This window comes from Pseudomonas sp. L7 (assembly GCF_046605565.1).
GTDB classification, from domain to species: Bacteria; Pseudomonadota; Gammaproteobacteria; order Pseudomonadales; family Pseudomonadaceae; genus Aquipseudomonas; species Aquipseudomonas wayambapalatensis.
In genome coordinates this window covers 1,877,958-1,901,776 of the sequence record NZ_CP176784.1, presented here as the reverse complement: position 1 = coordinate 1,901,776, position 23,819 = coordinate 1,877,958, and the positions used below count along the sequence as shown (strand labels likewise).

Here is a 23,819-nt window from a genome sequence, read left to right as displayed (position 1 = left end):
GAGTCAAAGCATCATATCGATTTGCCGCCAACCGGATTACAGATGTCGCCTGCCCACTGGATCGCCCTCGCCCTGCTTGGTCTCGGTTATGCCGTGGCCCTGCTCCATGGTCATTTGGGCCTTGCCGCCCTGCCCGCCTTGCTCGCCCTGTGTTGCACCGCACTGCTGGTGCGACAGCGCTCGGGCTGGCAGCGGGCCCTTGGGCACACCTTGTTCATCATTCTGGTCGGCGCCCTGGCGTCGCACTGGTTGCCCGGTTTCGCAAGTGCGAAGGTCATCGACAGGGTGGTATTCAGCGAAGGCGCGCTACCGTTTTCCATGTACCTGAACCTGGACAAGCCACTGATCGGCTTCTGGCTTCTGCTGGCCTGCCCATGGGTCCTGACCCTGCGCGGACGCGGCGTGCTTTCCAGTGTCGGGCTGGTACTGCCGCTGACCCTGATGGCCTGCCTGGGTGGCGCCTGGTCGCTTGGAATGGTGGGGTGGGCGCCGAAATGGCCGGAACAAACATGGATATGGGCCCTGAACAACCTGTTGCTGGTCAGCCTGACCGAAGAGCTGCTGTTCCGCGGCTATATCCAGGGTGGGCTGCAACGCCTGTTCAGGCATCAGGGGCTTGCACTGATCGCGGCCGCACTGTTGTTCGGCCTGGCGCATCTGGCCAGCGGCTGGCAGTGGTTCTACCTGGCAAGCCTTGCGGGCGTCGGCTACGGCCTGGCGTATCGACTCGGCGGCTTGCCCGCTGCGGTGCTGTGCCATTTCGCCGTCAACCTGACCCACTTCGCACTGTTTACCTATCCGATGCTGGCCCCGGCCTGAGCAATGGGTCATGATCGGACCATAACGTCATAAATCGTTAAAAATGCTGACATCTTGGGTGCAACTGCAAGCAACACGCTGACTCCCTAGCTGATGGCTCGTAGCCACCCACTGTCCCAGGTCAAGTAAGTTAAATAATCATTCAATAAAACCATGGGCTTGCCGATACCTGTGGAAAGCCTTGCGGATTGAACAGCCAATGCGTAACAACCAGCCGATTACCCAGAGAGAACGGACTTTCCCTGCCCAGCAGCGGTTGATTTCCACCACCAACGCCAAAGGCGTGATCACCTACTGCAACGATGCCTTCATCGAAATCAGCGGTTTCTCACGCGAAGAACTCACGGGTGCGCCACACAATCTGGTACGCCACCCTGACGTGCCCTCGGCGGTGTTCGCCCACATGTGGCAGACCCTCAAGCAGGGCCTGCCGTGGATGGGGATCGTCAAGAACCGCTGCAAGTCAGGCGACCATTACTGGGTCAACGCCTACGTCACACCGATCTTCGAGAACAACCAGGTGGTCGGCTTCGAATCCGTTCGGATCAAGCCGACCGCCGAGCAGATCCGCCGTGCCGAAGCACTGTACCAACGCCTGAACCAAGGCAAGTCGGCGGTGCCGCGCCGTGACAAGTGGTTGCCGGTGCTGCAGGACTGGCTGCCGTTCATTCTCATCAGCCAGATCGGCTTCCTCATCGGCAACTGGCTCGGCCACTCCTGGGGCTTTGCCTTGGCCGCGGCCGTTTCCGTCCCTCTCGGCCTGCTTGGCCTGACCTGGCAGCAGCGCGGCCTCAAGCGCCTGTTGCGCCTGGCCGAACAGACCACCTCCGACCCGCTGATCGCGCAGATGTTCACCGACAGCCGTGGCGTGCAGGCGCGCCTGGAAATGGCCATGCTCAGCCAGGAGTCGCGCCTCAAGACCTGCCTCACCCGCCTGCAGGACAGCGCCGAGCACCTGAGCGACCAGGCGCGCCAATCCGATGTGCTGGCGCACAAGAGTTCGTCGGGGCTGGAGCGCCAGCGTGTGGAGACCGAGCAGGTCGCCGCTGCCGTCAACCAGATGGCCGCCACGACGCAAGAAGTGGCCAACCACGTGCAGCGCACCGCCGATGCCACCCAGGAAGCCAATCGGCTGACCAGCCAGGGGCGCCAGATCGCCGGGGAAACCCGCGAAGCCATCGAACGCCTCTCGGCAGCAGTGGGTGAAACCGGCCAGACCGTCACCCAGCTGGCCAAGGACAGCGACGAGATCGGTGGTGTGGTCGATGTGATCAAGGGCATCGCCGACCAGACCAACCTGCTGGCGCTCAATGCCGCCATCGAAGCGGCTCGCGCGGGTGAAATGGGCCGGGGCTTCGCCGTGGTTGCCGACGAAGTGCGCCAGTTGGCGCAACGTACCGCCGAATCCACCGGCCAGATCCACGGTCTGATCGCCAAGCTCCAGCAGACAGCCAGCAACGCTGTGCAAACCATGGAGACCGGCCACCGTCAGGCCGAGGAAGGCGTGGAGCGGGTGATGCAGGCCGACCAGGCGCTGGTGGGGATCAGCGAAGCGGTGGCCAACATCACCGACATGGCGACCCAGATCGCTGCTGCCACCGAGGAGCAGACCGCAGTGGCGGACGAGATCAGCCGCAACATCAGCACCATTGCCGACCTGGCCGACCAGACCGCAGAGCAGGCGCAGCATTCGGCACTGCTCAGTGAAGAGCTGACCAGTACGGCGGGAACGCAATACTCGCTGGTGGAGCGGTTCAACCGCTAAGCGACAAAAAAAGGGCTGCCTCGGGCAGCCCTTTTTTTACCAGTCCAGGCTCAATCGGCTCTGGAAATACCGCATTTCACCCGTCAGCGGGTCCTCGAAGCGCAGACTTTGCGCCAGCAGCTTCAACGGCCGCTCGTAATCGTCCTCACCCTCGAGCAATGTCGGGTAGAACGGGTCGTTGCTGATCCCGGCCCCCAGCGCCGCCATGTGCACCCTCAACTGATGGGTCTTGCCGGTCACGGGCGAGAGTCCGTAGCGCCACAGGTTACCGTTCTTCTCCAGGACCTCGGCCAGGGTCTCGCTGTTGGCCATCCCTTCGACCTCACGCATGCGAAAGAACGGCTCACCATGCTCCAGCCGACTACGGTGAACCAACGGAAATGCCTGCGTCGGCAGCGGTGCAGCGATGGCCTGGTAGCGTTTGTCGATGCGCCGCTCGGGAAACAGCCGCTGATAGGCGCTGCGCGACTGCGGGTTGGACGAGAACAGCACCAGCCCCGCTGTATGGCGGTCGATGCGGTGCAACGGCACCAGGTGGGGATTGTCCAGACGACGGATCAGGCGCCGCAGCAGGGTATGCTCGACATATTCGCCCGTGGGCGTGACCGGCAGGAAATGCGGTTTGTCCGCCACCACCAGGTGCTCATCGCAATGCAGGATCGTTTCCTGGAACGGAATGGGCTTTTCATTGGGGACTTCACGAAAGTAGTGCAGACGCATGCCACGCCGATACGGCAGATCGGCCGCCACTGCCCTGCCCTCGGCGTCGAGCACTCGCCCTCGACTGAAGCGATCGAGCCATTGGTCACGGCCAATGCCCTTGAAGTGATCGCACAGGCAATCGAGTACCGTGGTCCAATGGCCAGGTGGCAGACAAACGGTACTGGCTTGCTGGTGAGCAGGGTCGAACGGCGTGGACATGGCAGGCTCGGTAATCAATGAGCGGGCATTATCGCCAATGCCCGCTCACTCAACCAGCCTCGCCAACTTGCTCACAGCGTGACTTGAGCCAACGCAACACCTGTACCGCCTCCCAGCGTCCGGCATCATAGAGGGCGTAGACCACCCCCTCATAACCGACGACATCCAGCGGGCGATGAAAACCTGCTCGCTGGAACAGCGCCTCGATCTCGGCAAAGCAGGTATTGAAATGGACCTTGCCGAACGGGGTACGGTCGTCGGTCACCAAGCCCTCCATGCGCAGCTCGAGCACCGCATCGCACACCGCTTCCGGGGGCATGCGGTTGACGCTGTACTTCAGTTGCTCGACATTGTGCATCGCCTCACCCCATTTACTGTATCTTTATACAGCATACGAATGTGATATCCCTGCCGTCAATGCGCAACGACTCATTGCAAGCCCGGCAAGTAGCCGGTTCCCTTGCGAACGGTCATTACCTGGCGCCTTGGGTTGTCGAGTGAAATGGCCAGGTGAACCCAGCTGTCGAACTCCAGGATCAGTTGATCGAACGCAATGGAGCTGTCGCGGATGCATTCGGCCAGTTGCCGGGCGGTCATCGCTTTCGCACAGATGTCGGCAGCAAGGCCCGTGCGGTGCGCACTGTTATGCACGCCGCCCACAAGCTGGTTCACGGCTTCATTGCGAAAGGCGCTGGTGATCAGGATCGGGGAGCCTACCAAGGCCCGCACTTGTTCAAGCACCTCGCACAACAAGCGCAGATTGGCCAAGGCCTCGGGATCGGGATCGTTGGGTACGGCGTTGCGGACAGCGGCCTGCGAAAACGTCATCTCTTTGAGCGTGAAGTGCGGCGTAAGGAACATGATGCCTCCCTGGTGCTCGGCTTTGTCGAGCCGACATCATCGACCAGGGCCACAGGAACGGGATGAAGGAAGCACTCCCCTGCGCACTGTCACTTGAGGAAGGCCACCACCTGCTGCGCATCGAACGGCCAGGGCAGTTCAGTGCCACTGTCGCAGCGACGCAAGACAGGAATGATCAAACCGTAACGCTCGACCGTGGCTTCGTCGTCGGCGATATCCACCAGTTCGACCAACAAACCGTGCTCGACGAACGGCATCAGCACGGCTTCCGCTACTTCACACAAATGACACCCCAAGGTGCCGAACAGTTGGCATTCAGGCAGCATGGTCAGTTCCCGGGTCCACTGAAGAAACGCTCATTCTAGGCTCGCCGGGAACAGCCTGCATCTGCCGCTCAATCCTGGCTGGTGGCGCCGATACGGTGCACAGACAGGTCCGCGCCCTGGAACTCCTGCTCATGGCTCAAGCGCAACCCGTGAACCGCCCTGACCAAGCCGTACACGGCAAAGCCACCGGCCAAGGCCACCAGCAAGCCGGCCAGGCTGCCGAGCAACTGGCTCAGCAGGCTGATACCGCCCAGCCCCCCGAGCGTCGTCTGCCCGAAGATGCCGCACGCCAGACCGCCCCATACGCCACACACACCGTGCAACGGCCACACGCCCAGCACATCGTCGACTTTCCAGCGATTCTGCGAGGCAGTGAAGCACCACACGAACAGCGCTCCCGCCACCAGCCCGGTCATCAGCGCGCCAACCGGGTGCATGAGATCGGAACCGGCACACACCGCCACCAATCCGGCCAGCGGGCCATTGTGCAGGAAGCCTGGGTCATTGCGCCCGACCAGCAAGGCCGACAGCGTGCCGCCCACCATCGCCATCAGCGAATTGATCGCCACCAGCCCGCTGACACCCTCCAGGGTCTGTGCGCTCATGACGTTGAAGCCGAACCAGCCGATGATCAGGATCCAAGAGCCCAACGCCAGGAACGGGATACTGGAAGGTGCGAAAGCCACCAGCCGTCCATCACGGTACCGCCCGCGACGGGCACCGAGCAGGATGACGGCCGCCAGCGCCAGCCAGCCGCCCATGGCATGCACCACCACCGAACCGGCAAAGTCATGGAAGGGTGCGCCGAACCGAGCTTGTAACCAGGCCTGGATGCCCAGGTTGCCGTTCCACACAATCCCTTCGAAAAACGGGTAGACGAACGCCACGATCAGCGCGGTGGCGCACAACTGCGGGGCAAAGCGCGCGCGCTCGGCGATACCCCCGGAGATGATTGCCGGGATCGCCGCGGCAAAGGTCAGCAGGAAGAAGCACTTGACCAAGGCATAGCCATGATCGCTGGCCAGCTCCGCCGCCGGCTGGAAGAAGCTGACGCCGTAGGCGATCCAGTAGCCGATGAAGAAATACACCAGCGCCGAGACAGCGAAGTCGCTGAGAATCTTGCACAGGGCATTGACTTGGTTCTTGTGCCGCACGGTTCCGACCTCGAGAAAGGCGAAACCGGCGTGCATGGCCAGGACCAGAATGGCCCCCATGAGGATGAACAGGGTGTTGGAGCCATGGACGAGGGAGTCCATCGCGCTATGCATGTTTTCCATGGAGTGGGCAGACCTGCTGAAAAATGCACCAGGACAGTTCATAAACCTTGCTCGCGCACCTGATCGGTGCCTGCCGTGCGCCCCATTTTGGGAGGCCGACTACGCAGGGCGTGGTTTTTTCTTGGGTTTGTCGTGGATTGGGTTAAGGTTTATCGGTGTCCGCCAGGGTCTCGCATGCATTCGGGGCAGCGCCTGGCATCGACGCCCCGTGACACGGCAGAACAAAGCAAACGCCGTACCAGCGACAAGCGGTGAACCTTCCGCCACACTCATTACTCGAAATAGCCACACACATCGACAGGGAGAGACTCCATGGCCAGCAAATCGGCAAAGACTGCACAAGAGATCTTGATGGCTGACTTCCAGGCACTGGTACGCGACACCGAGAAACTGCTCGCCGACACCGCCAATCTGGCGGGCGATCAGGCCGACGAACTGCGTGGCCAGATCCACGACCGCCTGCAGCAAGCCCGCGAAAGCCTGCAACTGACCCAGGAGTCGGTACGCGAGCGTGGCCAGGCTGCGCTGGGCAGTGCCGAAGAATACGTCCAGGAAAACCCATGGCAGGCCATCGGCATCGCAGCCGGTGTCGGGCTACTGGTCGGCCTGCTCGCCAGCCGCCGCTGAGGAGGACGCATGGACAACGACGCCATCGGCGCCGGCGCTTCCGGCAAACGCCTCGGCGCGGCCATCCTGGGGCTGCTGCACAGTCACATCGAGCTGTTCGGCATCGAATTGCAGGAGCAGAAAGGCCGTACCCTGCGCCTGCTGCTATTCGCAGGGTTGGCACTGGTTTTTGCCCTGCTCCTGTTGACCGCGCTGTCCGGGTTGATCCTGGTGTTGCTGTGGGACAGCTACCGATTGGCCGGCATCGTCGGCCTTTGCGTGTTCTACAGCGTCGCCGCACTCTTTTGCGGCCTGCGCCTGAAGGCCGCCGTGTTCGATGAATCCTCACCGTTCAGCAGTACCCTCGAAGAACTCGCCAAGGACCGGGAGCGCCTGTTGCCATGAGCCTGCCTGAACTGCCTAATACCCGTAACCCCCGCGAGCTGCGCAAGGCACTGCTGCGCCTGCGCCTGGAAATGCATCGCCAGGAAATTCGCCACGAGTCCGGTCAACTGCTCCAGCCGGTTCAGCGCCTGCGCGGCATGGGTGCATCGGTCCAGGACGGCCTTGGCATCAAGCACGCTCCGCTGTGGGGCCTGGGCGTCGTGGTCGCCCTGGGTTTCCTGACCGGCAAGGGGGTGCGCAGCGGCAACCTGGCGCGCCTGCTGCGCCTGGGTGGCAGCCTGGCGCCCCTGGTGCGCCTGTTCCTGCAGAATGGCCGTCATCGCTGAAACGAAGCGCCCGCGACTTGCGCGGGTGCCCATGACACGGGAAGCTATGGCCATCATCTGACGGAGATCGAGCCTTGGACTGGCATACCCTGCTAAACCGCGAACGCCTCGGCAAAGCCTTGTACAGCCCTGAAGAACTGGGGCGCAGCCCCTTCCACAAGGACCATGACCGCATCATCTTCTCCGGCGCCTTCCGCCGCCTGGGGCGCAAGACCCAGGTCCATCCGGTTTCGAGCAACGACCACATCCATACCCGCCTCACCCACTCCCTCGAAGTCAGTTGCGTGGGCCGCTCGCTGGGCATGAGGGTTGGCGAGACCCTGCGCGCCAGCCTGCCCGACTGGTGTGCACCAAGCGACCTGGGCATGATCGTGCAGTCGGCCTGCCTGGCCCACGACATCGGCAACCCGCCGTTCGGCCACTCCGGCGAAGACGCCATCCGCCACTGGTTTCAGCAGGCAGCGGGACGCGGTTGGCTCGACGACATGAACGACGACCAACGTGCCGACTTCCTCAACTTCGAAGGTAACGCCCAGGGTTTTCGCGTGCTCACCCAGCTGGAATACCACCAGTTCGACGGCGGCACCCGCCTGACCTACGCCACCCTCGGCACCTATCTCAAGTACCCATGGAGCGCCCGTCATGCCGACGCGCTGGGGTACAAGAAACACAAGTTCGGCTGCTACCAGAGCGAGCTGCCACTGCTGCAGCAGATCGCCCACAAACTGGGCCTGCCGCAGCTCGAGGAACAACGTTGGGCTCGTCACCCGCTGGTGTACCTGATGGAGGCCGCGGACGACATCTGCTACGCGCTGATCGACCTGGAGGACGGACTGGAGATGGAGCTGCTGCAGTATGCCGAGGTCGAGGCGCTGCTGCTGGACCTGGTCGGTGACGACCTGCCCGACACCTATCGACAACTGGGTCCGTCGGACTCTCGTCGGCGCAAGCTGGCCATTCTGCGCGGCAAGGCCATCGAGCATCTGACCAACGCCGCCGCCCAGGCCTTCGTCGAGCAGCAACAGGCGCTGCTGGCCGGGCATCTGGCAGGCGACCTGGTCGAACACATGCATGGCCCAGCCCAGCATTGTGTGCTGCAGGCCAAGGATATCGCGCGCAAGAAGATCTTCCAGGACAAGCGCAAGACGCTGCATGAAATCGGCGCCTATACCACGCTGGAGATTCTTCTCAACGCGTTCTGCGGGGCAGCGCTGGAACAACACGGTGGGCGCACACCATCCTTCAAGAGTCGGCGTGTGCTGGACCTGATCGGCAACCACGCCCCCGATCCACACGGCTCCCTGCACAACGCTTTCCTGCGCATGATCGACTTCATCGCTGGCATGACCGACAGCTACGCCAGTGAAATGGCGGGAGAAATGACAGGACGCTCCAGCCCTCACTGACAGACAACGAGGGACGGTCAGCCGCAGCTTGCCGTCCCTCTTGAGAGAAACTTCCTACATGCTCACAGAAACATTAAATACCCAGAAAAAATAATTCTGGAATTAGCACACCCTCGTCTTGACTCCTTACAGAGCCTACACAAACCCAGGGCACACGTAGTACTTGGATGTAGGTCTTTTCCCATATATGGCATTACGTCTAACCTCTCATGCCCGAAGACGGTCAACTGCGATAAGGTTTTGTTTGCATCTGACACTCGCCGACTGGGAAGTTGATATGAGCTCCATATTTATTGTTGATGACCACCCTGTGATTCGCCTGGCCATTCGCATGTTGCTGGAAAATCAAAATTACAAGGTCATTGGCGAGTCTGACAATGGCGTCGATGCCATGCAGATGATCCGTGAAACCCCTCCCGACCTGGTCATCCTCGACATCAGCATCCCCAAGCTCGATGGCCTGGAGGTCCTGGCGCGCTTCCAGACCATGGGACTGCCCCTGAAAGTGCTGGTGCTGACGGCACAGTCGCCAACGCTGTTCGCGATCCGCTGCATGCACTCGGGCGCTGCGGGTTTTGTGTGCAAGCAGGAAGACCTGAGCGAGTTGCTCAGCGCAGTCAAGGCAGTACTTTCCGGTTACAACTACTTCCCCAGCCAGGCAATAAACCCCAATCAAGAAATATCCGATCAGGACATAGAGCTTTTCCGACAAGTTAACGACAGAGAGTTGATGGTCCTTCAACTCTTCGCACAGGGGCGCAGCAACAAGGAAATCGCCAAAGGCATGTTCCTCAGCAACAAGACTGTCAGCACCTACAAAAAGCGCCTGATGCAAAAGCTAAGGGTCGATACCTTGGTCGACCTGATCGAAGTGGCCAAGCGCAACGCGCTGGTCTGAGGTGAATCATGCCGAGGTACATCGTCTGCGTGCTGCTGACCCTGCTCAGTCTGGGTTGCCATGCTCAAACGAAGCAGGAGGTCGCCCCCCAGAAGCTGGAACTGCTGGTCCGCTCCACCGCCGAAGCAACCGTGCCAGCCTTCTCGGCCGCTCAGCGGCAGTGGCTGCACGACCGTACCAGCCTGACACTGGGAACCTCCGCGCCCAACAACCCCCCCTTCGACGTCACCAGTGGCAACGAGTACCAAGGCCTGACAGCAGAGTATGCCGCCCTGATCGGCAGCGCACTGGGGCTCGAAATAAAAGTCCTGCGATTTACTCATCGCCAGGACGCGGTGGAGGCACTCAAGGCCGGACGCATCGATCTACTTGGCAGTGCAAACAGCTATGAAGCCGCGGTCGAGGGCTTGGCACTGTCAAGACCCTACGCGGTAGACCGCCCCGTTCTGGTCACCCGCGAGGACGAGACACGCCCCCTCGACGTGGGGCTCGCCGACCTGCGCCTGAGCACGCTCTACCATTACCTGCCAATCGAGGATGTGCATACGCTTTACCCGCAAGCTCAGCTGAAAACCTTCAGTTCCACCTCCGAAGCGTTGAACGCTGTCGCGTTTGGCCAAGCCGACGTATTTCTTGGCGATACCATTTCGACTCACTTCCAGCTTACCCGCGGTCATCTGCCGCGCCTGCGCATGGCCAATTTTGGCAAGCACGAAGCCGTGGGCTTCAGCTTCGCTGTGCGCGCCCAGGATCACTTGTTGATGAGCCTGATCAACACCATCCTCGACAGTCAGCCAGCCAACGTGTCGAGTGCGATCTTCAAGCGCTGGAGTGCAGGCAGCGACCTGCTGCTCACCGATCGCCGCCTGCAACTGACCTCGCGCGAACAGCAATGGTTGCGCGAGCATCCCAGCATGCGCGTGGTGGTGAGCGATACCTCCGCCCCCCTGTCATTCTTCGACGGCAACGGCCATTTCCGCGGCATCACCGCCGACCTGCTGGAACTGATCCGCTTGCGCACCGGCTTGCAGTTCGAAATCCAACGCGCCAACGGGATCGAAGAGATGATCCAGTCGATCGCGCAGGGCAGTGCCGACCTGATTGCCGCGCTGAGCGTCGCAGCACCCGCCCAGGCAGCCCTGCAACTCAGTCGCCCCTACCTCGAAAGCCCCTATGTACTGGTTACCCGCAGCGGCCGCCCCTTCACGTCACTGGAGCAACTGAATGGCCGTCGAGTCGCCATCACACGGCACACCCCGCCTGCGATGCTGCTGGCGACTACGCACCCGCAGATCCGTCTGATCGAGACCGAAAGCACCTTCTACTCCATGGCCCTGCTCAGCAGCGGTGCGGTGGATGCGACCATCACCACGCTGCTGGACGCCAACCATGCCACCGCCGCCAACAACGATCTGGTGATCCGCACCACGATCGGCAACGACCCGGCCTCCTTCTCCATGGCCAGCGCCAAGGATGCCAGCCTCCTGGCTTCGATTCTCGACAAGGCCTTGCTGAGCATCACGCCAGAAGAGCTGGGAGTCATAAACAGTCGCTGGCGCGGCTATGCGTTGCACGATGGTGGCCAATGGCGCGAGTACCAGCGCCTGGTGCTGCAGGTCGTCTTGGGGATCGGCGTTCTGCTGTTGCTGGCGCTGGCCTGGAACGCCTACCTGCGACGCCAGATACGGCACCGTCGCCAGGCAGAACGCGCCCTGAACGATCAGCTCGAATTCATGCGCGCCCTGCTCAACGGGACCCCTCACCCGATGTACGTACGCGACCGCGAAGGACGGCTGCAAAGTTGTAACGACAGCTATCTGGAGGCTGTCGATGCAAGTGCCGATGCCGTCATGGGCAAACTGCTCCAGGAAAGTCTGTTCAGCAACTGCGATTACACCCGGCAGATCCACACCGACTATCTGCAGGTGATGGAAGCAGGCACACCGCTGATCATCGACCGCCCGCTGCGCCTGAAAGACCGCGAGTTGACCATCTACCACTGGATCCTTCCCTACCGCGACTCGCTGGGCGAAGTACAGGGCATCATCGGTGGCTGGATCGACATCAGTGATCGCCGCAAGCTAATCCAGGACCTACGCCTCGCCAAACAGCAGGCCGACGATGCCAACCGGGCCAAGAGCACCTTCCTGGCGACCATCAGCCATGAGATCCGCACACCGATGAACGCGGTGATAGGCATGCTCGAACTCGCTGTCAGGCGCGCCGATCAGGGGCAGTTGGACAACGCGTCGATCGAGGTCGCCTATCATTCGGCCAGGGACCTGCTCGGACTGATCGGCGATATTCTCGACATCGTCAGAATAGAGTCCGGGCATTTGTCCCTGACCCCTGAGCCGATCGATCTGGCGGCCCTGATCGAATCGGTGCGACGGGTGTTCGAAGGCCAGGCCCGGGAAAAAGGCCTACTGCTGGAGGTGCTCATAGAACCCTCGGCGCGCTGCTACGCTCTGCTCGATCCACTGCGTTTCAAGCAGGTGCTCTCCAACCTGGTCAGCAACTCGATCAAATTCACCGACGAGGGCCATGTACGCATCAAAGCCTCGGTACAGGGCAGCGAACGCGACATGCTCGAACTGGAAGTGCGCGACAGCGGAATCGGCATTCACGATGACGACCTGCGACGGTTGTTCAACCCCTTCGTACAGATCAATCCACAGAGTGAAAGCGCCCGCGCCGGTACCGGCCTGGGCCTGGCGATCTGTCGTACCCTGTGCGAGATGATGGGTGGCCAACTGGCGCTCAAGAGCCTGCAGGGCGTGGGCACCCAGGTGCGCCTGCTGATGCCGCTGCAGCGCGTGGCACCACCCCCGGACAGCGTCGTGCAGCCGCCACACATAGAGGCACCCGACACGCGACTCAGGGTTCTGGTGATCGACGACCATCCCGCCAACCTGCTATTGATGGCCCAGCAGCTGACGTATCTGGGGCTCTGGCACGACAGTGCCCGCGACGGTCAGGAAGGGCTGGAAAAATGGCGGCACGGAGACTTCGACGTACTGATCCTCGACTGCAACATGCCACGCATGAATGGCTACCAACTGGCAGAAGTCCTGCGCAGCGAAGAACGCCAACGGGGCAAGGCAGCTTGCACCATCCTCGGCTACACCGCCAACGCCCAACCGGAAGTACGCCAGCGCTGCCTGAACGCCGGCATGGACGACTGCCTGCTCAAACCCATCAGCCTGCAAACCCTCGGATTACATCTGGCCAGTGTGAGCCCCTCGTGTCGGCGGCGCTCACAAGGGCCCTTCGACCTCGACGGGCTGACGAACATCATCGGTGACCGCCGTGAAGACCACGCACGAATGCTGACCACGCTGCAACTGAGCCTGGAACAGGACCTGACCCTGCTGATGACCCTGGACCCCGAGCAGGACGCACAAGCCATCGCCGAGCAGGCGCACAAGATTCTTGGCGTGGCGCGCATGCTGGATGCAAAGGGATTGATGGAGGCTTGTCAGGCGCTGGAAACAGAGGGGATGTCGTCGACGCAACTGAAATTGCGCCGCCAGGCGCTGGCGCGGCAGATGCGCCGCGTAGAGAAGGCCTTGGCCGGTCAGCGTTGCCAACCAGCCAAGACACAGTGACGCGGGATCAGGAAGCCGAGTTGATCGGCTTGTCCGGATACCAGGCATCCAGCAGCGGGCTGACCTCGATCTTGGTGAGCTCGCTGCGGCCCTTGAGCCACGCTTCGACAGTGGCGCGCTGCTCTTCGCTGACCGAACCACGCTTGGCCAGGCAGACCAGGCCGAAGTCATCACCACCGACATAGTCCAGGCCGTTGGCGTCCATGGCCTCTGCCAGGAAGGCGTCGAGGAAGGCATCGATGGCTTCGTCGGACAGGTCTTCCTTGAAGTCCAGGTTCAGTTCGAAACCCAATTCCTGGAATTCATCCACGCACAGCTTCTTGCGCAGACGACGGGAACGGTTGGTAGCCATTGAAACAATCCTCTTGAGTAATTACGCGCGGCACTTTACCAGTTTCCGCGCCAGAGCGGCGCTTTTGTGTCGAACCTGCCCACAAACAGCACGCTTGGGGCATAATGCGCACTATATTTCGCCAAGGGGCCATCATCTCTTACAGCCCCATCGTCCTTTTCCCTCGCCCGCAGGGTTACAGCACTCATGATCAAGACGCTTCGCCCACTGCTTTTCGCCGGCCTGCTCCTTCCCATCGCCTTGCCCAGCCAGGCTGCCGCCGTCAACACCAGCCTGCCACCAAAGGTGCAGCAGGCCCTCAAGACCAACAAGCTGCAGGACAACGCCCTGTCGCTGGTGATGCTGCCACTCGATGGACCAGGCACGCCGACGATCTTCAATGCCGACGTCTCGGTCAACCCGGCCTCGACCATGAAGCTGGTGACCACCTACGCCGCCCTCGAATTGCTTGGCCCGACCTTTCAGTGGAAGACCGAGTTCTACACCGATGGCACCCTGAACAACGGCGTGCTCAACGGCAACCTCTACCTCAAAGGTGGCGGTGATCCGAAACTGAACATGGAAAAGCTCTGGTTGCTGATGCGTGATCTACGTGCCAACGGTGTGCGCACCGTCACCGGCGACCTGGTGCTGGACCGCAGTCATTTCGTTCAACCCACCCTGCCACATTTCGACGATGATGGCGGCGATGTCAACAAGCCCTTCCTGGTCAAGCCGGACTCGCTGCTGGTCAACCTCAAAGCCCTTCGTTTCGTCGCCCGCAACGATGGTGGCAAAGTCGTGGTTTCGGTCGAGCCGCCCATCGCCAGCATCCGCATCGACAATCAGGTCAAGGCCGTGGCCTCGAAGCAATGCACCGGCGATGTGCGCTACAACCCCGTGGTGCAACCCGATGGCGTGAGCGTCACGGTCAGTGGCCAGCTCGGCGACGGCTGCAACTCGCAAACCTATCTGGCCCTGCTCGACCACCCCGCCTATGCGGCCGGTGCGGTCAGGGCGATCTGGAACGAGCTCGGCGGCAGCATCCAGGGCCGTGACCGCATCGAAAACGTACCCAAAAGCGCGCGCCTGTTGGCCCGGGCCTTCTCGCCCGACCTGGTCGAGGTGATTCGCGATATCAACAAATACAGCAACAACACCATGGCCCAGCAACTGTTCCTCAGCCTGGGCGCGCAATTTCGCACCGATGCCGACGGTGACGATGCCCGCGCGGCACAGCGTGTAGTGCGCCAGTGGCTGGCCAAGAAAGGTATCACCGCACCGCACCTGGTGATGGAGAACGGCTCTGGCCTGTCACGCGCCGAGCGTGTCAGCACACGTGAAATGGCGGCCTTGCTGCAAGCCGCCTGGAAGAGCCCCTATGCGGCCGAGTTCATCAGTTCGATGCCATTGGTGGGCATGGATGGCACCATGCGCAAGCGCCTGAAGCGCACCGCCATGACCGGCGAGGCGCACATCAAGACCGGTACCCTCAACACCGTGCGCGCGATCGCAGGCTTCAGTCGCGACAGCAACGGCCATACCTGGGCCGTGTCGGCGATTCTCAATGATCCGAAACCTTGGGGCGCCTCCCAGGTGCTGGATCAGGTGTTGCTGGAGCTCTACCGCCAACCCAAGGTCGGCACCGGGACTGTCGGCGTGGTGCCCTGACAGAAACGGACAAACCGGGGCTGTGACGCAGCCCCGGCCACCTCAGGGCAACTCTGCCTCCACGCGATCGCGCCCGGCCTGCTTGGCCACATAGACCCCCGCATCCGCTCGCAACAACAAGGCATCGGCCCCTTCACCGACACGCCATCCCGCCACGCCGAAACTGGCCGTCACCCTGCCTACCCCCTCGACCGGCACGCCGCGCACGCCCTGCCACAACTCCAGCGCAAGCTTGTGGGCCTGCTCGGCATTGCTGCCCGGGCACAGCACCATGAACTCCTCGCCTCCCAGCCGACAGAACACATCGGTACGCCGCAGCCGATGACCAATGCGCTGGCAGAGGCTACGCAACACGTGATCGCCAACGGCATGGCCAAACTGATCGTTGATGCACTTGAAGTGGTCGATATCGAGCATGATCACCGCCAGGTCCAGTTCATCTCGCTGGGCCCGCTCCAGTTCGACCTTGAGCCGCTCCTGGAAGTAACGCCGGTTGTGGATGCCGGTAAGGACATCGGTGACCGACAGCGCACGCAACTCCTCCTCTACCCGCTTGAGATCGGAGATGTCCGTCAGATAGCCATGCCAAAGGGTGCAGCCCTCCTCCCCGATTTCCGGCGTTGCCTCCCCACGCACCCAGCGCAGGCCGGCGCGGGGCAGGCAGACGCGATACTCCTCGCGCCAGGGCGTCATGCGCTCGGCCGACTCGCGCACCGAGCGACGCACTCGCTCGAGGTCGTCCGGATGAATGCGCTCGAACACCGTCGATGCGTCATGGCGCAGCAACTGCAGGTCCACTTCATAGATATCCAGCAGACCGGCGCTGGCGTAGGGAAAACACGAATGGCCGTCGGCATCCAGACGATACTGGTAGATGCCGCCCGGGACCTCGGCACTGAGCTTCTCCAGCAGCCGGTCACGGGCGGCCAACGCTTCGTGAACACGACGACGCTCGGTGACATCGATGCAGATGGCCAGGTAACCCACCCACAAGCCTTGCTCGTCGAGCACCGCAGTGACCAGCATGTTGGCCAGCAAATGGCTGCCGTCCTTGCGCACCAACGTCCACTCTCCGGGCTCCCCTGTGCCCTCCTGCACCGTCTCGGCAAACATCGCCTGGCCTGCCGTGATCTCCCGCCCATAGCGCAGGCTCAAGGCATGGGCACGCTGGCGCAGTTCGTCGGGTTGGACCAGATTCTCCAGCGCCAGGTGCCCCAGCGCTTCGTCGGCCGAATACCCAAGCATGCGCTGCGCCCCCGCATTGAAGGTGCTGATCACGCCCCGCAGGCTGGTGGCAATGATCGCCACCTGGGTCGCGGCATCCAGCACGCTGCGTAGCTGGTTGTGAGTTTCCCGCAGCGACTGCTCGCTCACGCGCAATGCCGCCGTGCGCTGCTCGACCAGGATCAGGGCGCGCTGACGCTGGCTGAACAGGCTGTAGAGCAAGGCGCTGAGCAAAAGGCTCAACAGGCCACCGAGCAAGGTCACGGTGAACACCGCTGACGAGCGGTTGGCCCGGAGGAAGGCTTCGCTGGGGCGGATATCGAGCTGATAGTGATGGTCGGCCAGGTGCAGCAGTTGACTGCTGGTCAACGGCAACGGCGCGCTGTGGTTGCCCGAATCGTACAACGTCTCATGGCCCTGGCTGCCCGACAGATCGAGGATGCGCACCACCAGATTGTCGTCCGTGGCGGTCGGCAGCCCCTCGCTGATCAACTGGCGCATGCTCAACAAGGCCATGACATAGCCAGCAGGCGGCCCGCTCGGCGCCGACTCGGCGAACACCGGTGCGACGATCAACAGGCCGCGGGTGTAGGCCGGATCGACGTTGATCATGTCCAGTGGAGAGGAAACCGCCAGGCTGCCGGGCGTGGTAGCGCGGTCCAGCGCATCCTGGCGCTGAGGCTGGCTACGCAGGTCGAGCCCGTAAGGTTGGTCGTGCTGGTGGGTGGCCTGGGTGTACAGCACCGGGTAGTAGAACGCCCGTGGCGGCGATGGGTGCCAGAGGCCTTGGGCATCGTGATCACGGATCTGGTAGGGGCGCCCCAGCCAGGCACTGGCGCGGCGCTCGAAGACATCGCGCTCACCGGCCTCGACCCGCGGAGCCCAGGAGTATGCCTGGGTACGGTGCAACAAGGGGCGGGCGTATCCGTCGAACTCCTCGGGAAGAATTTCACTGGAGTAGCTGAAGAAGCGCCTCAGACCATCCAGGCGCTGTTCCTGATCCTCGAAACGTTCGGCGATACGGCTGTAGCGCTCACTGGCCAGTAGTTCGAAGCGCTGACGCAACTGCTGCTTGTAGAAGGCGTGGGCGGCGAAGGCCAGTGCAGCAGTGAGCAACCCGCCGGCCACCAGCGCGAACAGCGCGACAGCCCAGGCCGAAAGCGCCTCGCTGATCAGGCCGAACATCTTCGCACGCACCCTCGACATAGAGCATTCTCATCACGTCAGCGTCCTGCGAATTGTTCGGCCCTGAGCTGATTTATAGCCATTAGCCATCATCACTGCAATGCACTTCGTCTCTTCAGCGTAGCTGCAGGCGCCAGGCCCGGTGGATACGGTTGTTGCGGGCGAAATCCGGATCCAGGGTCTGTGCGCTGATCTCTTCCACCGCATAGCGCTCGACCAGATGCTCGTCGAGCTGGAACTTGCGGAAGTTGTTGGAGAAGTACAGCACGCCCCCCGGTGCCAGACGCGCCATGGCCAGATCGAGAAGACGCACATGGTCACGCTGCACGTCGAACACCCCCTCCATGCGTTTGGAGTTGGAGAAAGTCGGTGGGTCGATGAAGATCAGGTCGTAGCTGTCCTGGGCATTTTCCAGCCAGGCCATCACATCGCTCTGCTCCAGGCGGTTGCGCTCGGAGAAGCCATTGAGCGACAGGTTGCGCCGCGCCCAGTCCAGGTAGGTTTTCGACAGGTCGACGCTGGTGGTACTGCGCGCGCCGCCCTTGGCCGCATGCACGGTGGCGGTTGCGGTGTAGCAGAACAGGTTGAGGAAGCGCTTGCCGGCCGCTTCGCGCTGGATACGCAGGCGAATCGGGCGGTGATCGAGGAACAGGCCGGTGTCCAGGTAGTCAGTCAGGTTGACCAGCAGCTTGACGCCACCTTCGCTGACTTCCTGGAAGCGCCCTTCCGTGGCCTGACGCTCATACTGGCGCGTACCGCCCTGGCGCTCGCGGCGCTTGAGCACCACGCGCTGAGGATCGACACCCAGGGCCTGGGGAATCGCCGCCAGAGCGTCGAGCAGGCGGGCCTGGGCCTTGTCCGGATCGACCGAACGCGGCGCCGCATACTCCTGGACATGTACCCAATCCTGATAGAGGTCGACCGCCAGGGCATACTCGGGCATGTCGGCATCATACAGACGGTAGCAGTCAATCTGCTCGCGGCGAGCCCACTTGCCCAGTTGCTTGAGGTTCTTCTGCAGGCGGTTGGCGAACATCTGCGCGCCTTCGGAAAGACGTGCCGGTTCATGGGCCACGGCCGGTGCCGCACGCGAGTCGCCGGCTTGATCATCGGCCGGGCGACGCTCGCCGGTCACGAACTGGTCGGGCTGGACCTTGAACAGCAACAGCTTGCACGGCAGCGCGCCGTTCCAGAACGCATACTGCTTGTGGCTGCGGATGCCCATGCGCTTGCCCAGCTCGGGTGCGCCGGTGAACACCGCCGCTTCCCAGCCCATGCAGGCCTGGCGCAGGCGTTCGCCGAGGTTCTGGTAGAGGTACAGCAGGCTCGCCTCGTCTCCCAGGCGCTCGCCATAGGGCGGGTTGCTGATGACCAGGCCTTTCTGGTTCTGGTCCGGGCGCGGCTCGAAGCTGGCGACTTCGCCCTGGTAGATCTTCACCCAGTCCCCCAGGCCTGCGCGCTCGACGTTGTTGCGTCCGGGCTGAATCAACCGCGGGTCGGCCTCATAGCCGCGAATCCACAACGGCGGCTTGGCCAGGCCCGCCTGAGCACGGGCCTGGGCCTCGTCGTGCACCTTGCGCCACAGCGCCGGGACATGGCCCTGCCAGGCACTGAAGCCCCAACGCTCGCGCTTGAGATTCGGTGCAATATCGGCGGCAATCATTGCAGCTTCGACGAGGAAGGTCCCGACACCGCACATAGGGTCTGCCAACGCGCCGCCCTCGGCGGCAATACGCGGCCAACCGGCGCGAATCAGCACCGCAGCAGCCAGGTTTTCCTTGAGCGGCGCAGCACCTTGCTGCAGGCGATAGCCGCGCTGGTGCAGGCTGTGGCCGGAGAGGTCGATAGACAGGATGGCCTCGCCGCGGTCCAGGCGCAGGTGCACACGCAGGTCGGGGTCGATCTTGTCCACCGACGGGCGCTGGCCTTCACGGTTGCGCAGCTTGTCGACAATCGCGTCCTTGACCTTGAGCGCGCCGAAGTGAGTGTTGTCGATGCCCGATCCATGGCCACTGAACTCGACCGCCAGGGTGCCGTCGGCGGCCAGGTGGTCCTGCCAGTCGACACCGTGCACGCCATCATAGAGGTCGTCGGCGTTCTTCATGGCAAAGCGCTTGACCACCAACAGCACGCGGTTGGCCAGGCGTGACCAGAGACACAGCCGGTAGGCGGTTTCCATGTCGGCCGCGCCGCGGATTGCCGAGGTATGCTCGCGCACATCGGCCAGGCCCAGGCCGCGGGCTTCTTCCGCCAGCAGCCCTTCCAGGCCTTTGGGGCAGGTGAGATAGAGTTCGAATGAGTCCGACATGTAGATTCCAGAGCCTCTGGGCTGTGTGCTGGCAACGCGACGCATCGCTGTTGCCTGAGTTTGCCGGATACCCTTCCAGCAGGTATCCGGGTGGCGTGCCGATCATTCGGCAAACCCGGCCACCCGATCGACAACCGACGCCGGGTGGCGCAAAAGGGTTTGATCGTCGGGCAGTGTGAAAATTTCGTCTAACGAAGGCATCGGTGTGACCCTTCGTCGCATTACCAGATGTTGCGTCAGTTCGATGGCGCCAATGGCCAAATGATTTCAACCACCAGCAAACCCTCATCATAGCGGGACAAAACCTAAACAAGGTTGAGTCGCATTTATTTACTTATCCCCTCACCCCTGGAAAGGTTACGTCCTTATGACAAATTGATCATTCACACTGTGACTCGCATTGGTTAGAACTGACCTCAGGCCGCCTCGCAACGGGGCGGCACTTTCAGCTCGCCACGCCGGCAGCGAGCGCAAACCGGCAGAAAGATTCTGCCCGGCCTCGGAGAGGCCGACGGGACATTACAGTCAACAAGTGAGGGCAACACCCTATGAGAAGACTTAAGCGTGATCCGTTGGAAAGAGCATATTCACGTGGCTACCAATACGGGGTAACCGGCAAATCCCGCGAACTTTGCCCCTTCAATCTGCCATCCGTTCGCCAGGCATGGATCAACGGTTGGCGTGAAGGTCGCGGCGACAACTGGGACGGCATGACCGGCACCGCTGGCATCCAGAGACTCAACGAAAATCACGCCGTTGGCTGAACGAGGACACTGAATTCGAGTCACCATGCACGCCCCATCCGGGCGGCGGGCTAAGGCCCAGGGGCCCCTTCAAGGGGCCCTTTTTATTGGGGCGCGTCTTTGTTAGCGGGGCAGCGCGGCAATCGCATCGACTGCCTCGCGGATCAGTGCCGGACCTTTGTAGATGAAGCCCGAATAGATCTGCACCAGGCTCGCACCGGCTGCGATCTTCTCCGCAGCATGGCGCCCTTCGGTGATCCCGCCCGCCGCGATGATCGGCAACTTGCCGCCCAGTTCAGCAGCCAGCACCTTGACGATGTGAGTGCTCTTCTCCAGCACCGGCGCCCCGGAAAGCCCACCCGCCTCGCCCCCGAACGGCAGCCCTTCGACCCCTTCGCGCCCCAAAGTGGTATTGGTCGCGATTACCGCATCCATGCCCGACTCGACCAGGGCTGCTGCCACCAGCGCGGTTTCCTCATCGCTCATGTCCGGTGCAATCTTGATCGCCAGCGGCACGCGTTTGCCGTGCTCGCTCGCCAGCTGTTCGCGACGCTCGGCCAGCGCGTCGAGCAGTTGCTTGAGCGAATCACCAAATTGCAGGCTGCGCAGGCCGGGAGTGTTGGGCGAGCTGACGTTGACCGTGATGTAGCTGGCCTGGGTGTAGACTTTTTCGAGGCAGATCAGGTAGTCGTCCTGGGCACGCTCGACCGGCGTGTCGAAATTCTTGCCGATGTTGATGCCCAGCACACCGTCATAACGCGCCGCGCGCACCCGTTCCAGCAGGTGATCCACACCCAGGTTGTTGAAGCCCATGCGGTTGATGATCGCAGTCGCTTCCGGCAGGCGGAACAACCGTGGCTTCGGATTGCCAGGCTGTGGTCGCGGGGTGACAGTGCCGATCTCGACGAAGCCGAAGCCCAGCTGGGCGAAGCCATCGATGGCCGCGCCGTTCTTGTCCAGGCCTGCGGCAAGGCCCACGGGGTTGGCGAAGTTCAAGCCCATGACGGTCACCGGCACCGAGGCCGGACGCTTGCACAGCAGGCCATTGAGACCAAGGCGGCCACCGGCGCCGATGAGGTCGAGCGACAGGTCGTGGGAGGTTTCCGGGGAGAGCTTGAACAGCAGCTGGCGGGCCAGGGTATACATGGGCAGGCAGGACTCGGGGGTGAGTGAGGGATGCGATTATAGCCAGCGCGCCGTCCGCGCGACAGGGCCTTGGCACATGGGTTGCTTCGAAGCGCTGGCAACCCGATCGGTACGGGTGAGGATATTTCGTGAACACAGCCCCTCCGACAACACCCTTGGCCTGGGTCAACGGCAGCGATGCACCCGAGAAACCCAGCCTGAACATCGGTTTCATGGCCCTGACCGACTGCGCCTCGGTGGTGGTCGCGGCCACGCAGGGCTTCGCACAACTCCAGGGCCTGACCCTCAATCTGCAGCGTCAGGCTTCCTGGGCCGGCACCCGAGACAAACTCGCCAGCGGCGAACTGGATGCTGCCCACTGCCTGTATGGGCTGGTCTACGCCATGCACCTGGGCATGGGCGGTGTCGCGGCCAACGATATGGCGGTGCTCATGGGCCTGAACCAGAATGCCCAGGCGATCAACCTTTCCCCCGCGTTGCAGCGCAAGGGCGTGACCAGCCCTGAAGCACTGGCGCGACTGGTGCACCAGCATGGCGCACGCCTGACCTTCGCCCAGACGTTTCCCACTGGCACCCATGCCATGTGGCTGTACTACTGGCTGGCCAGCCAGGGCATCCACCCGCTGCACGATGTCGACAGCGTGGTGGTGCCACCGGCACAGATGGTCGCGCACCTGCAGGCCGGGCGCATTGACGGCTTCTGTGCTGGCGAACCCTGGTCGGCAGACGCCGTGGCACAGGACCAGGGCTTCACCCTGGCCACCAGTCAATCGATCTGGCCGGACCATCCGGAAAAGGTCCTGGCCAGCACCCGCGCCTTCGTCGAGCACTACCCCAACAGCGCCCGCGCGCTGGTCAAGGCGATACTCGCCGCCAGCCGCTTCATCGAGCAAAGCCCGGAAAATCGCCGGGGCACGGCGCAACTGCTCAGCGGCAGGGCCTACCTGGATACGCCAGCCAGCAACATCGAGCCGCGCCTGCTCGGCGACTACCACGACGGGCTGGGCAATCGATGGCAGGATCGTCACGCCCTGCGCGTGCATGACCAAGGTCGGGCGAACCTGCCCTATCTGTCCGACGGCATGTGGTTCATGACCCAATTCCGCCGCTGGGGCCTGCTGCGCGAGGACCCGGACTACCTGGCAGTGGCCTCTCGCGTACAGCAACTGACGCTGTACCGCGAAGCAGCCCAGGCCGTGGGCGTGTCCTGCGCCGACGCACCGATGCGCAGCAGCCTGCTGATCGACGGCATCCGCTGGGACGGCAGCGATCCCCATGCCTATGCCCGCAGTTTCCGCCTGCACGCTCTGGATGATGCCCCGCACGTGCGGGTTGGTTCGTGAAGGTGGCCACCATGCTGCGTGTTCTGCTGATCGATGATACCGAGAAGAAGGTTGGCCGCCTCAAGGCTGCCTTGATCGAATCTGGCTTCGATGTGATCGAGGCGCCGGGGCTGACCATCGACCTGCCCAGCTGCGTCGAAACGGTGCGTCCGGATGTTGTGCTGATCGATACCGAGTCACCGGGTCGCGATGTGATGGAGCAGGTGGTGCTGGTCAGCCGGGATCAGCCACGGCCAATCGTACTGTTTACCGACGAGCATGATCCGGGGGTGATGCGCCAGGCGATCCAGGCCGGCGTCAGCGCCTACATCGTCGAAGGCATCCATGCGGCGCGCCTGCAGCCGATTCTCGACGTGGCCATGGCTCGCTTCGAGAGCGACCAGGCGCTCAAGGCGCAACTGCTGGCTCGCGACCAGCAACTGGCCGAACGCAAGCGCATCGAACAGGCCAAGGGCCTGCTGATGAAGATGAAAGACTGCAATGAAGAGCAGGCCTACACCCTGATGCGTCGCCAGGCCATGAGCCGCCAGCAGAAGTTGATTCAGGTGGCCGAGCAGATCATCGCCATGTCCGAAATGCTTGGCTGAGTCGATGTTGGCCCGGCTCTTGCTCAGCCAATACCACAGGTAGCCAACGGCGGTTGCCACATC

General features: G+C 62.5%; 21 protein-coding genes. 12 read left to right on the top strand and 9 right to left on the bottom strand.

What is annotated here, in order from left to right:
• The first annotated feature begins 42 nt into the window (after nt 1-42).
• On the top strand, nt 43-819 hold the full coding sequence (locus ACK3BK_RS08850) for a CPBP family intramembrane glutamic endopeptidase (protein WP_186709936.1): 777 nt from the start codon (nt 43-45) through the stop codon (nt 817-819).
• Between the two features lie 199 nt (nt 820-1,018).
• Nucleotides 1,019-2,584 (top strand): methyl-accepting chemotaxis protein, encoded by a 1,566-nt coding sequence (locus ACK3BK_RS08845; RefSeq protein ID WP_186666695.1) that lies wholly within the window; start codon nt 1,019-1,021, stop codon nt 2,582-2,584.
• Nucleotides 2,585-2,620: 36 nt separating this feature from the next.
• Here the strand turns inward: ACK3BK_RS08845 and ACK3BK_RS08840 are convergent, their stop codons facing one another.
• The 5 genes from ACK3BK_RS08840 to ACK3BK_RS08820 all read right to left on the bottom strand — a co-directional run bounded on the left by ACK3BK_RS08840 (nt 2,621) and on the right by ACK3BK_RS08820 (nt 5,969).
• Entirely contained in the window at nt 2,621-3,505 is an 885-nt protein-coding gene (locus tag ACK3BK_RS08840; protein ID WP_411384119.1) for a pseudouridine synthase, read from the bottom strand.
• A 49-nt stretch (nt 3,506-3,554) separates the two neighbouring features.
• Nucleotides 3,555-3,863 (bottom strand): hypothetical protein, encoded by a 309-nt coding sequence (locus ACK3BK_RS08835; RefSeq protein ID WP_054892451.1) that lies wholly within the window; start codon nt 3,861-3,863, stop codon nt 3,555-3,557.
• 71 nt (nt 3,864-3,934) lie between these two features.
• Nucleotides 3,935-4,366: a D-Ala-D-Ala carboxypeptidase family metallohydrolase gene (locus ACK3BK_RS08830; protein WP_186666697.1), complete on the bottom strand. Its 432-nt coding sequence runs from the start codon at nt 4,364-4,366 to the stop codon at nt 3,935-3,937.
• Between the two features lie 89 nt (nt 4,367-4,455).
• On the bottom strand, nt 4,456-4,692 hold the full coding sequence (locus ACK3BK_RS08825; RefSeq protein ID WP_186666698.1) for a glutaredoxin family protein: 237 nt from the start codon (nt 4,690-4,692) through the stop codon (nt 4,456-4,458).
• Nucleotides 4,693-4,760: 68 nt separating this feature from the next.
• Nucleotides 4,761-5,969 (bottom strand): ammonium transporter, encoded by a 1,209-nt coding sequence (locus ACK3BK_RS08820; RefSeq protein ID WP_186666699.1) that lies wholly within the window; start codon nt 5,967-5,969, stop codon nt 4,761-4,763.
• A gap of 312 nt (nt 5,970-6,281) precedes the next feature.
• On the opposite strand from ACK3BK_RS08820, the gene ACK3BK_RS08815 reads away from it, so the two are divergent.
• The 6 genes from ACK3BK_RS08815 (at nt 6,282) to ACK3BK_RS08790 (ending at nt 13,218) form a co-directional block, all read left to right on the top strand.
• The gene (locus tag ACK3BK_RS08815) at nt 6,282-6,596 is read left to right on the top strand and encodes a YqjD family protein (protein ID WP_186666700.1); all 315 of its coding nucleotides are present in this window, start codon (nt 6,282-6,284) and stop codon (nt 6,594-6,596) included.
• Nucleotides 6,597-6,605: 9 nt separating this feature from the next.
• Nucleotides 6,606-6,980, top strand: coding sequence for a phage holin family protein (locus ACK3BK_RS08810; protein WP_186719739.1), 375 nt, complete (start codon nt 6,606-6,608; stop codon nt 6,978-6,980).
• Nucleotides 6,977-7,306, top strand: a complete 330-nt coding sequence (locus ACK3BK_RS08805) for a hypothetical protein (protein ID WP_186666702.1) — start codon at nt 6,977-6,979, stop codon at nt 7,304-7,306. Before ACK3BK_RS08810 ends, ACK3BK_RS08805 begins: the two co-directional genes overlap by 4 nt.
• A 74-nt stretch (nt 7,307-7,380) precedes the next feature.
• The gene (locus ACK3BK_RS08800; RefSeq protein WP_186666703.1) at nt 7,381-8,712 is read left to right on the top strand and encodes a deoxyguanosinetriphosphate triphosphohydrolase; all 1,332 of its coding nucleotides are present in this window, start codon (nt 7,381-7,383) and stop codon (nt 8,710-8,712) included.
• 277 nt (nt 8,713-8,989) lie between these two features.
• A complete protein-coding gene (locus ACK3BK_RS08795; RefSeq protein ID WP_186666999.1) occupies nt 8,990-9,610 on the top strand; it encodes a response regulator transcription factor in 621 nt (206 codons plus the stop codon).
• An 8-nt stretch (nt 9,611-9,618) separates the two neighbouring features.
• Nucleotides 9,619-13,218 carry a transporter substrate-binding domain-containing protein gene (locus tag ACK3BK_RS08790; protein ID WP_186719742.1) on the top strand — a complete coding sequence of 1,200 codons (3,600 nt, stop codon included), beginning with the start codon at nt 9,619-9,621 and terminating at the stop codon, nt 13,216-13,218.
• 7 nt (nt 13,219-13,225) lie between these two features.
• Here ACK3BK_RS08790 and ACK3BK_RS08785 read toward each other — a convergent pair whose 3' ends face one another.
• A complete protein-coding gene (locus ACK3BK_RS08785) occupies nt 13,226-13,570 on the bottom strand; it encodes a YggL family protein (RefSeq protein ID WP_054892459.1) in 345 nt (114 codons plus the stop codon).
• Between the two features lie 186 nt (nt 13,571-13,756).
• Here ACK3BK_RS08785 and dacB point away from each other — a divergent pair, with 186 nt between their 5' ends.
• The gene (gene dacB, locus ACK3BK_RS08780) at nt 13,757-15,220 is read left to right on the top strand and encodes a D-alanyl-D-alanine carboxypeptidase/D-alanyl-D-alanine-endopeptidase (RefSeq protein ID WP_054892460.1); all 1,464 of its coding nucleotides are present in this window, start codon (nt 13,757-13,759) and stop codon (nt 15,218-15,220) included.
• 42 nt (nt 15,221-15,262) lie between these two features.
• On the opposite strand, the gene ACK3BK_RS08775 is transcribed toward dacB, so the two are convergent.
• Nucleotides 15,263-17,650, bottom strand: a complete 2,388-nt coding sequence (locus tag ACK3BK_RS08775) for a diguanylate cyclase (RefSeq protein WP_411384118.1) — start codon at nt 17,648-17,650, stop codon at nt 15,263-15,265.
• A gap of 94 nt (nt 17,651-17,744) precedes the next feature.
• Nucleotides 17,745-19,937 carry a bifunctional 23S rRNA (guanine(2069)-N(7))-methyltransferase RlmK/23S rRNA (guanine(2445)-N(2))-methyltransferase RlmL gene (rlmKL, locus tag ACK3BK_RS08770; protein WP_186666706.1) on the bottom strand — a complete coding sequence of 731 codons (2,193 nt, stop codon included), beginning with the start codon at nt 19,935-19,937 and terminating at the stop codon, nt 17,745-17,747.
• A 548-nt stretch (nt 19,938-20,485) separates the two neighbouring features.
• Between rlmKL and rmf the strand changes: the two genes are divergently transcribed.
• Entirely contained in the window at nt 20,486-20,701 is a 216-nt protein-coding gene (gene rmf, locus ACK3BK_RS08765; protein WP_080642046.1) for a ribosome modulation factor, read from the top strand.
• Between the two features lie 102 nt (nt 20,702-20,803).
• Here the strand turns inward: rmf and ACK3BK_RS08760 are convergent, their stop codons facing one another.
• Complete coding sequence (locus tag ACK3BK_RS08760; RefSeq protein ID WP_063543995.1) at nt 20,804-21,826, bottom strand: quinone-dependent dihydroorotate dehydrogenase; 1,023 nt, start codon at nt 21,824-21,826, stop codon at nt 20,804-20,806.
• A gap of 128 nt (nt 21,827-21,954) precedes the next feature.
• Between ACK3BK_RS08760 and ACK3BK_RS08755 the strand changes: the two genes are divergently transcribed.
• Both ACK3BK_RS08755 and ACK3BK_RS08750 read left to right on the top strand, forming a co-directional pair.
• Entirely contained in the window at nt 21,955-23,169 is a 1,215-nt protein-coding gene (locus ACK3BK_RS08755) for a CmpA/NrtA family ABC transporter substrate-binding protein (RefSeq protein WP_186666707.1), read from the top strand.
• Between the two features lie 11 nt (nt 23,170-23,180).
• Nucleotides 23,181-23,756 carry an ANTAR domain-containing response regulator gene (locus tag ACK3BK_RS08750; RefSeq protein WP_186666708.1) on the top strand — a complete coding sequence of 192 codons (576 nt, stop codon included), beginning with the start codon at nt 23,181-23,183 and terminating at the stop codon, nt 23,754-23,756.
• Nucleotides 23,757-23,819 lie beyond the last annotated feature (63 nt).